Here is a 9,674-nt window from a genome sequence, read left to right as displayed (position 1 = left end):
AATCGCAATGGTGTATTCCATACGGGTTTTAGGTGTCATTATCCGCCCCTTGTGGAACTGTAAAACTGTCCCTACTTGGGTTAGATAGTAAACTGCGCAATGATATGCCCTATGGTAAGATTTTAGCTTGCGCAATACGCCGAATTGAAAACGGGCAGGCCAATGAAGTACAATGATAATGGTTATATTTTCAAAACGAGGAGAACCGCGCATGTCCGCCGATCCCGCATTTGAACCGCTCACACGCGGCTGCACAGATATTGTCAGTCGCGAAGAACTGGAGAAGAAACTCGGGTCCGGCAAACAGCTTGTCATCAAACTCGGCGCCGATCCGACCCGCCCGGATCTGCACCTCGGCCACAGCGTGGTTCTTTCGAAAATGCGCGCGTTTGAAGATCTGGGCCACAAAGGCGTGCTGGTGATCGGCGATTTTACGGCCGGAATAGGCGATCCGTCAGGACGGGACAGCACCCGGCCGGTACTCGGGCCGGACCAGATCCGGGAAAACGCCGGCACCTACGTTGAACAGGTGTTTAAGATACTCGATCCGCAGAGAACCGAAATCCGCTTCAACTCCGAATGGCTGGCTCCGTTCGTGGGCGGAAACAGCGGAGCGGGCCTGCTGGCGACTCTGAGCAAAGTGACGGTTTCGCAGCTGCTGGAACGGGAAGATTTCAAGAAACGCATGGCCGAAAACAGCCCCGTAAGCATGCTGGAGCTGCTTTACCCGGTGTTTCAGGGTTATGACTCCGTCGCGCTTAAAGCCGATATCGAACTGGGCGGAAGCGACCAGATTTTCAATCTGCTGGCCGGCCGCAGCCTGCAAAAAGACAACGGCCAGGCCCCGCAGGTGGTGATGACAATGCCGCTGCTGGTGGGCACGGACGGCGTGAAAAAAATGTCCAAGTCCTACGGCAACTACATCGGCCTGAGCGACAAACCGGACGAGATGTTCGGCAAGGTGATGAGCGTATCGGACGGGTTGATGCTTGACTATTACGAATTGCTGACAGCCGAAGACATGGCGGCTGTAAAAGCCATGCATCCGATGGACGCGAAGAAGCAACTGGCGGGCCTGCTGGTGACGCGCTTTCACGGCGCGGCGCAGGCCGAATCCGCGCTGGAGCATTTCAACCAGGTTTTTTCCAGACGGCAGCTGCCGGACGAAATGCCTGCCGTCACCGTGCCGGCCGGCACGACCGTTTCCGCCGCGGTATACGCCGCGGGCATGGCGGAAAGCAAAAAAGAGGCGCGCCGGCTGGTCGAGCAGGGCGGCGTAAAACTGAACGGCGAAAAGGTGGAAGACTGCGTGCTGGCTTTTGAAGGCAAGGCCGTTATGCAGGTGGGCCGCCGCCGGTTTTGCGAGCTTACCATCGCGGGCTGATATTCCAGAATGCGGAACATAACTCTTCTGACGGCGCTTTTGGCGTGCCTGTTTTCGGGCCACGCGCAGAGCGCCCCGTTGAAAAGAAAAAAAACGGCGCAGGCCAAACCCGCCCGGCATGTGGTTCTTATGCCGGAGGGCGAATGGGACGCGCGCGTGACAGCCGTTGCCGGCAAAGTGCTTCTGCGCCCTCAGGGCGAAACGCTGTGGATGCCGATACACAGCGGTTTCCCAATCCAGCCGGGCGATTCCCTGCGCACCGGCGCCGGCGCGCTGGCCGAGTTTTCGCTTGACGGGAAAATATATGTTGACGCGCTTGACAACACGGTCCTCTCCTTTGAAACGCTGGACTATACCGGCTCCACCATTTATATCGAGGACGGCTATGTGGTCGGCTACGCCGGGCCGGAGGCGGGCCTGAAAAGCCCCGTGGTGTTTTCCGCGCCCACCATGCTCGCCCAGGCCGTAAACACCGGTTTCGCGTTCCGCTATGACAGCGCGACCAAAGAAAACACGCTGGCCTGCTACGGGCCTGGCGAAATAGGCGTGGACCGCATTCTGGAAGACGGGCGCGCCGTGCGCGGCGTAAAGATAGTGCGCGGACGCGAGCTGATCTACGGCCCGGACAACAAATTTCTGATAGCGCACCCGCTCGACGAATTCGCCAGATACCGGCCGCTCGCGCAAAAACTGGAAGACAAAGCGTCCGGCGCGGAAAACTGGATCCGCATGAAGTTCAGCGAGAAAGCCGAAATCCGCGACCGGGTTTTCACGCATGCGGAAGCTGTGTATGTCCGGGGGTTCAGCGTACGCGACTACCGCGGCGACTATATCACCCGCCGCCCCACCGAAGAGGAGCTGGAAGCCGAGGAAAACAAAAAATACTCCGTCAAGCCGCGGCGCAAGCGCATAACGGTGTACGATGACGCCAAGCTGACCCGCACCGGCGTCAGGATCGCGACGCCCTCTTTCTCGGATGAATGATATGCGGCTGTTCATAGCTGTCGCGGCGGCCGGCGGATTTCTGCAAGAGGCTTTAATGACGCAGGCCCGGCTGAAACAGTCCGGCATGCGGGCCAGCTGGACCAAACCGGAGCAGTTCCACTTAACCCTGCATTTTTTAGGCGAAACCGACCCGGCACGGCTGCCGGATATCCGTGCCGCACTCGACGCTGCCGCAAAAACCGAATCCTTCGAACTGGCCTGCGGCCGGATCGGTTTTTTCCCCGAATACGGCGAGCCGCGTGTTGTCTGGCTTGGGGTACAACAGCCGGCGCGGCTGGCGCGATTGCGCGACCGCATCGGCGCGGAACTGGCGAGCCGCGGCCTGTACGCCGACAGCCGCCCTTTCGCCGCGCATCTTACTTTGGGCCGGATTGCGCGCGCCGGCGGCACGCAAAAACTGCCTGACGAAGCGAACGCGCCGGCGCCCCGCGCCGGGAAGCCGGCCATGCGGGTAATGCGCGCGGCGCTTTATGAAAGCCTGCGTTCCGGGTCCGGCACGGAACATAAGGAGCTTTACGGCGCGGCACTTAAAAGGAGCGGCATCCCGTGAAAAAAGCGATAATAACCCTTCTCCTGACGGCCGCCATAAGCGGCGGACTGTGGGCTCGTTACTTTCTGCCCGGCCCCGTTGTTGAAATTGACATAGCGGAAGGCGCGAGCGGCGCGGCAATAGCGCGCCAGTTAAAAAGCAAAGGCGTCATTTCCAGCACGACACTGTTTCGCGGGCTGCTGAAAGTGTCGGCGATGTCGAGCAGGCTTAAACCCGGCCGGTACCGGATAAACAGCTCTATCGGCGCGGAAATTGCGCTCTGGCGGCTGGCGCATGACGAAGGCCGGGTTTACCTGAAAGTGACGTTCCCCGAAGGCTGGCGGATAGAGGAATACGGCGCCCGGCTTGAAGAATCCGGCGTCTGCAAAAGCGGGGAGTTCGTGCGGCTCGCCAGGGAACGCGGCCTTGAGGGCTATCTTTTTCCGTCAACTTACCTGCTGGAGCCGAACACCCCGCCGCAACGGATAATCGAGGCGATGCTGGGCGAGTATAACAAGACCATCAAACCGCTGCTCGCCAAAGACGTGCCGGACTACCTGCGCACGAAAGACGTGCTGACCGTCGCTTCCATCGTCCAGCGGGAAGCGCTTTATGACGACGAACGGCCGCTGGTGGCTTCGGTCTATTTAAACCGTATCAGGCAGCGCAAAGCGCTGGAAGCTGATCCTACGGTGCAATACGCCGTCGGCTATTGCGCCCGCGAAGGCCGGTGGTGGAAGAAAGCGCTCAGTTACGACGATCTCAAGATTGACTCGCCTTACAACACCTACAAATACCAGAACCTGCCGCCGGGCCCGATCTGCAGTCCGGGTTACGAGTCAGTGTATGCGGTGCTTCATCCCGCGCCCGGCGACGCGATTTTTTTCGTGGCCGACACCACCGGCCGGCACACCTTCAACTCCGCATACAGCGACCATCTCAAAGCGAAAGCGTTAATGAAGAAACGACTGCGCGAAGGCAAAAACAATTGAAAGCCGCCGGGTTTGTTGGTATAATAAGAGCAAGCGGGCCTGTAGCTCAGCTGGGAGAGCGCTACCTTCGCAAGGTAGAGGCCAGGGGTTCGATCCCCCTCAGGTCCACCAGCTTTAAAGCCCCCCGTGAAAGGGGGGCTTTTTTGTTGCCCCCGGCAGCCCGCGCCGGCAACTGTAACTTTCCGCGCCATTTGACGTATACCCTACGGGCATGACCGAACATTCCACCGATACCGAACTGGTGCGCGCAATTCTTCAGGACGAGACAGACGCCTTCGCTTTTGTCGTGCGCCGCTATCAGGACCGGATATTTTCCTTTCTCCTGCGGGTGTGCCGGAACCCGGCCGAAGCCGAAGACCTGACGCAGGAAACATTCATAAAAGCGTTCGGGCGGCTCGGCTCCTATAACACTCAGAAACCAATGATCAGCTGGCTGTTCGCCATAGCGCATAACAGTGCGGTGGACTCCATGCGCCGGCGCGGCGAACCGGCCTCGGCGCTTGAAAACGAAGACGGAACAATAAATATAGCCGACACCGCCGCAGCCGTCGAACGGGTTGTGGCCGGCCGGCTGGAACTGCAACAGGTGGAGCGCGCGCTCGAAAAAGTGCCGGCCGCCTGCCGGGAAGCGCTGCTGCTGCATGCGCGGGAAGACTTGTCATATGAGGAAATAGCCGGAATTACCGGCGCCTCGCCAAGCACGGTAAAAATACGCATTTTCCGGGCCCGGCAGGCGCTGGCCGGCTTTCTTGAAAAAGACTGTAACTTTCCGCACGCCTGAACGTATACTCTGCAAGGGACAACGATATGAACTGCGCACACACGGCTGACATCGCAAAACTAAAAAGCGGACTTCTCAAAAACAAAGAAGCCGCCGCCCTTCGCGCGCATATGAAGGAATGCCCCGCCTGCTCAAACGCGAACGCCGCCTGGGAAAAACTGGACGGCGCGCTACGCGCGCTGCCCCGGCACACTGCGCCGGCCGCTCTTGAATTTCATATCATGAGCGCGCTGGATCAGCCGGAAAAAGCCGCGCCCCGCGCCCGGCGTCTTGCCGCGGGACTGGAACTGGCGGCCGCGACGCTGACAGCAACCGCGCTGACCGCCGCGCTTTATTTTATCTCCACTCCGGCTTTTTCAAAACTGCTTGTTATAATAAGCTGCGTTGACTTCACGCAGACCACGCTTTCCCTTTATTACATCACGCTGGCTTACGCCGCGACACTGCTGAAAGCGTGCGCGGCGATTGTGTTGTGCGCGCAGGTCACACTGTCCGCAACGCTGGCCGCCGCCGCGGTTTCGCTGGGAGTACTGGCGCTCGCCCAGCTGGACAGAAAACTTCAAGGAGACTGTATATGAAAATAATGAAATTGATTTCGCTGCTGGCCGTACTTCCATTGTTCGCTCCGGCGGTTCCGGCCCGGAACGTAAAGGACTTTGACGCCAGCGGGATCCGCCTTGTGGAAGTGAAAACCGTGGCGGGCGATATCTCGATCGAACCGGGCGGCGATAAAATCAAGGTGGAACCAGCGGGTTCGGCGGATGGCTGTTCCGTCGTTATTGACACCAGCGGCTCGGTCTTGCGCGTGCTGGCTGACAAGAAAAACAAATGGCCTTTCGGCAAAACCGGGAAATGCGAACTGGGTTTCAAGCTGCGCATGCCGGAAAATATGGCGGTGAAAGCCGCCTCCATCAGCGGCGACATAACCGCCGGCGCCATGACCGGCGGCACCACCTTCAACACCGTTTCCGGCGATCTGAATTTTGACATAACCGCGCCGTCCGCCGTAATCGAAAGCGTAAGCGGCGACATTGACGGCCGGTTCTGCGGGCCGGAGCTGACCGTGAAAACCGTCAGCGGCGACACCAGGCTGGCCGGGCTGTGCGGAGCGGGCAGCATCAAAACCGTCAGCGGCGACGTGTCGCTCGGCTGGGACAAAACACCCTCGGCCGGCACAATGCGGATCAACACCATCAGCGGCGACGCGCACGTTTCGCTTCCGGCCGGCGCGAACGCCCGGGTAGTGCGCAACGGCAAATTATCGCTCAAGGCGCATGGCACGCAGATGAACGGAAAACCCGAACTCGTGCTAAGCAAAACATCGGCCGGCACTTCCAGCGCAGTGATAGGAGAAGCCGGGAAAGACGGGTTCGTCATCCGGCTTGACACCATTTCCGGCGATATCTCCGGCCCGGCCCGGCTTTCGCCGGAAAGCGCGGCCCTTGACTATAACACCGGCGGCACCGCTGGCGCGGATGAACCAAACAAACAGCATTCAGTGAGTCATGCTTTTGCCAAAGCCTGCGGAATACTGCTTTTCCTGGCGCTGCTTGGCATACCGCTGCTAATTGTCGTGCTGCTGTTAAAAAAACGGGCCGCCCTCATCAGCGACGAACTGGAGAACAGCTTTGCGAAATCAGCCGCGCTGGGCGCGCTTGCGCTGATCGCGTTTGTGCCCGCCTGCGTCGCGCTGGCAATTTCGATACTGGGCATAGCACTGCTGCCGTTTTTCGTGATCCTCTACGCCGTGGCATGCATACTGGGCCTGGCGGCATTCCTGCATCTGCTCGCGAAAAAAGGGTTCGCAAAAGCCGATAAACCGCTGCCGGGCCTGCCGGGCGCCATCATGGCGGCCTATGGCGGATTCGGAGCGCTGGTGTTCATACTGGTGTTCTTCGCAAACCTGGGCAGCCTGTTCGGGCTGACGGGCGTGCTGCTTTTCTTTCTGAGCGTCATTGCCATGCTGTGCGGCGGAATAGCCGGGCTTGGCGCGGCGCTGTCAACAAAAATGGGCGGACTGTTTGACGGGTTCCGGGGCCGGAAATCCCGCGCCGCCGCTCCAGCCGCAGAGCCGCCGCCCGCAGCCTGACACGCAACCGCATCATGCAAATACCCCTTAAGGCCAGATCAGCGCGGCACGGCTAACCCGGCTTCGTCATTATTGGGCTGATTATGCGCATTCCCGTGTTGTCCGCCGCCGGAACAGTTTTGTCCGGCGGCGGTTTGCCGGAACCGCCGCCCGCCGGGCAGAACCGCTTGCCGAATTGGCCGCAAGTACATATAATTGAGCTATGGCCGACATGCTGATCAAACTCTATGCGCTGCCGCCGCTGGAACCCGCGCTGAAAAAAACTCAAAAAACAGGTATCGCCATACGGCGCGCGCTCACGCCGGAAAAATCGGTCATACTGAAACGGCTGCGGCAGGCTGACTTCCCGGCCTCGTGGCTTGACGAATGCGAAACGGCTTTCTCCCGGCATCCGGTTTCCTGCTTTATCGCCGGGCAGGAAGGCAAAATTCAGGGCTTTGCCTGTTATGACGCCACCTTAAAGGGAATATTCGGCCCGATCGGCCTGCTGCCGGATATCAAAAACAAAGGCATAGGCAGGGCATTGCTGCTCAGCTGCCTGCACGCGATGAAAGCGGAAGGCTATGGCTACGCCGTTGTCGGCTGGGCGGGCGAGCCGGAATTTTTCAGGAAATGCGCCGGCGCGCTGGAAATTCCAGATTCCGAGCCCGGCCTGTACAAAGGAATCCTGCTGCACTAGACCGCCATCCGGGCCGTCCGGCCCTTTCCGAACCGGAACGACGGTTCAATCATAAAACGGAAAACGCGTGAAACCGCCCGGTTTTCAACCGTCCGGCAAAACACGCCGCCCTCCTGAATTGTCAATACAGCAGCCCCGATTCGTGTTTTCCGGCTTGCCGGGCGCACTTTACGGCACCCTTTACAAATTATAATATCTATACAGGGTGCCATGAGTTAGGCGCGCCCGGCTGGTTATTTATCGTTTTGCGGAGTTTTAATGTATTTGAAAGCTGTTGAAATCATCGGTTTCAAGTCATTCGCGGAAAAAGTGCGCATGTCGTTTGAAAAAGGCATCACCTGCGTGGTGGGCCCGAACGGCTGCGGCAAATCCAATGTGGTGGACTCCATCCGCTGGTGCATAGGCGAAAAATCCTGGAAACAGCTCCGCTCGCCGTCCATGATAGACATCATTTTCAACGGCACGGCGAAACGCTCGCCGCTTAATCTGGCGGAAGTGAACATGATATTCGACAACGAGTCGCGCCGCCTGCCGATAGATTTCGCGGAAGTGACGGTGACGCGCCGGATTTACCGGTCCGGCGAATCGGAATACTATCTCAACAAAGTGCAGTGCCGCCTGCGCGACGTGCGCGACATGTTTCTGGATACCGGCATCGGGGGCGAAGGCTACGCCATTATAGACCAGGGCGGGGTTGAGTTTGTGCTGTCCGCCGCGCCCGAAACCCGGCGCGACCTGTTTGAGGAAGCGGCCGGAGTGTCGAAATACAAAGCCAAGCGCGACGAGGCCCAGCGCAAACTCGAAAAAGTGGACTCCGATCTCGCCCGGCTGATGGACTCGGTCGCATTGATTGACCAGCAGATCAGGAAACTGGACACCGAAGCCAAAAAAGCCAAAAAATACCAGAAATACAAAGAAGAGCTAAGCGAAGCCGAAATCGCGCTCGCGCTCGACACCATCAAACGCCACTCCGGCGCGCTGGAAAGCTGCGCCCAGCGGCTGCAGCCGCTGCAGCAGCAGCTGGAAAACAAAAATACCCGGCTGAGCGTTCTGGAAGGCGAAGTGGCGGCGTTAAATCTCAACCTGACGCACAAGCAGGACGAATATTCAAAATATGGCGAGAAAATCTCCGGCGTCAAATACCGGATCGGCATACTGGAAGGCAATATCCGCAACTGCGACAATCTGTCGGCCGAGCTGGTCCGGCAGATAGAAAGTTCCCGGCAGGAGGATGAAGTGTCTTCCGTGCGCATGGCGCAGCTGGACCCGGCGATAACGCGCCTGAAAGCGGAATTGGCGGTTCTTGCGGAACAGATCGCGCCGCTGCAATCGCGCTATAACGAAAAAACCGGCCAGATCAACGCCGCAAACGGGGAACTGGCGGAAATCGAACGCGACAGCGAAAAAGCCTCGACGGACATTCTGCGCGCCGCGCAGCGGGAAATGGAATGCGCCAGCAAGCTGGCGCTGGAAGAAAGCAACCTGTCGCACAGCGCGCAGGATATAAGCGAGTCGGAAACCGATTTTGAAAAAACCCGCATACAGCGGGAGGAAGCCGCAGCCGTAGTCGCCAGGCTGGAAAACGAAGTGAAAGCCCAGACGGAGGCGATCGGGGCGGTGCGGACGGAACTCGCCGCGCTTGAATCCGGGCGGGCCGCGCTTGTTGCGCGCCGGGCCGAATTAAACGACACTGTTTCAGCTGTCCGTTCCCGTCAGGCGGCGCTCAACGCCACGATGCAGATAATCAGGAGCCAGGGCGAAAAGGATCCTTACTGGGTGGGCACGAAAACCGTTTGCGAATCAGGCATGGCGGGAGTGCGCGGGCCGTTGCGGCGGTTTCTTAAAATAAATTCCGGGGACACGCTTTTCGCCGAAGACGCGCTCGGCAGGTATCTGGACTCCGTAATCTGCGCGGATTTCAAGGCCGTCGAATCGGCGGTCGGGCTTCTGCGCCGGAAAGGCGGCGCGCGCTGCCGGTTTCTGGTGTTAAGCGCGCTGACTGACGAAGGCGGCGCGTCAGCCGATCCGGGCATTTTAAAGCGGCTGGACTATCCCGCCGAGTACGAAAAACTGCTGCGCAACCTGCTGGCTGGCGTGTCGCAAAACGGCACGACGGTGACGGATGGGTTCTGGGTGGCCGGAGGCGCCGACGGGGTTGACTCCCCGGAGCCGTACTGGGCGAAAGAGGAAGAAATCCGGCTGGAGCTGACCTCCC

The 9,674-nt window shown here is 59.2% G+C and carries 9 protein-coding genes and 1 tRNA gene; all 10 read left to right on the top strand.

Annotation, left to right across the window (positions count from 1 at the left end):
• The first annotated feature begins 211 nt into the window (after positions 1–211).
• A complete protein-coding gene (gene tyrS, locus PHW69_08655) occupies positions 212–1,384 on the top strand; it encodes a tyrosine--tRNA ligase (GenBank protein MDD4005253.1) in 1,173 nt (390 codons plus the stop codon).
• Between the two features lie 9 nt (positions 1,385–1,393).
• The gene (locus tag PHW69_08650; protein ID MDD4005252.1) at positions 1,394–2,368 is read left to right on the top strand and encodes a hypothetical protein; all 975 of its coding nucleotides are present in this window, start codon (positions 1,394–1,396) and stop codon (positions 2,366–2,368) included.
• A 1-nt stretch (position 2,369) separates the two neighbouring features.
• Entirely contained in the window at positions 2,370–2,939 is a 570-nt protein-coding gene (thpR, locus tag PHW69_08645; GenBank protein ID MDD4005251.1) for an RNA 2',3'-cyclic phosphodiesterase, read from the top strand.
• Positions 2,936–3,910 (top strand): endolytic transglycosylase MltG, encoded by a 975-nt coding sequence (mltG, locus tag PHW69_08640; protein ID MDD4005250.1) that lies wholly within the window; start codon positions 2,936–2,938, stop codon positions 3,908–3,910. The genes thpR and mltG overlap by 4 nt, the downstream gene beginning before the upstream one ends.
• Before the next feature lie 35 nt (positions 3,911–3,945).
• Positions 3,946–4,021: transfer RNA gene (locus PHW69_08635), tRNA-Ala, on the top strand.
• 100 nt (positions 4,022–4,121) lie between these two features.
• Positions 4,122–4,691 carry an RNA polymerase sigma factor gene (locus PHW69_08630; GenBank protein MDD4005249.1) on the top strand — a complete coding sequence of 190 codons (570 nt, stop codon included), beginning with the start codon at positions 4,122–4,124 and terminating at the stop codon, positions 4,689–4,691.
• 26 nt (positions 4,692–4,717) lie between these two features.
• Positions 4,718–5,269, top strand: coding sequence for a hypothetical protein (locus PHW69_08625; protein MDD4005248.1), 552 nt, complete (start codon positions 4,718–4,720; stop codon positions 5,267–5,269).
• On the top strand, positions 5,266–6,780 hold the full coding sequence (locus PHW69_08620; GenBank protein ID MDD4005247.1) for a DUF4097 family beta strand repeat-containing protein: 1,515 nt from the start codon (positions 5,266–5,268) through the stop codon (positions 6,778–6,780). The genes PHW69_08625 and PHW69_08620 overlap by 4 nt, the downstream gene beginning before the upstream one ends.
• Before the next feature lie 202 nt (positions 6,781–6,982).
• Positions 6,983–7,459: a GNAT family N-acetyltransferase gene (locus PHW69_08615; GenBank protein ID MDD4005246.1), complete on the top strand. Its 477-nt coding sequence runs from the start codon at positions 6,983–6,985 to the stop codon at positions 7,457–7,459.
• 258 nt (positions 7,460–7,717) lie between these two features.
• On the top strand, positions 7,718–9,674 hold a 1,957-nt coding region (locus tag PHW69_08610), incomplete at its 3' end, for an AAA family ATPase (GenBank protein MDD4005245.1).

Source organism: Elusimicrobiaceae bacterium (assembly GCA_028700325.1).
Classification (GTDB): Bacteria; Elusimicrobiota; Elusimicrobia; order Elusimicrobiales; family Elusimicrobiaceae; genus JAQVSV01.
Note: the sequence above shows the minus strand (reverse complement) of the source record. Positions and strands in the feature narration are given on the sequence as shown.

Bases quoted from the DNA above. Each gene is read 5' to 3' on its own strand.
- PHW69_08625 (MDD4005248.1), top strand. From the start codon at position 4,718: ATGAACTGCGCACACACGGCTGACATCGCAAAACTAAAAAGCGGACTT.
- PHW69_08650 (MDD4005252.1), top strand. From the start codon at position 1,394: ATGCGGAACATAACTCTTCTGACGGCGCTTTTGGCGTGCCTGTTTTCG.
- tyrS (MDD4005253.1), top strand. From the start codon at position 212: ATGTCCGCCGATCCCGCATTTGAACCGCTCACACGCGGCTGCACAGAT.
- PHW69_08630 (MDD4005249.1), top strand. From the start codon at position 4,122: ATGACCGAACATTCCACCGATACCGAACTGGTGCGCGCAATTCTTCAG.
- PHW69_08615 (MDD4005246.1), top strand. From the start codon at position 6,983: ATGGCCGACATGCTGATCAAACTCTATGCGCTGCCGCCGCTGGAACCC.
- thpR (MDD4005251.1), top strand. From the start codon at position 2,370: ATGCGGCTGTTCATAGCTGTCGCGGCGGCCGGCGGATTTCTGCAAGAG.
- PHW69_08620 (MDD4005247.1), top strand. From the start codon at position 5,266: ATGAAAATAATGAAATTGATTTCGCTGCTGGCCGTACTTCCATTGTTC.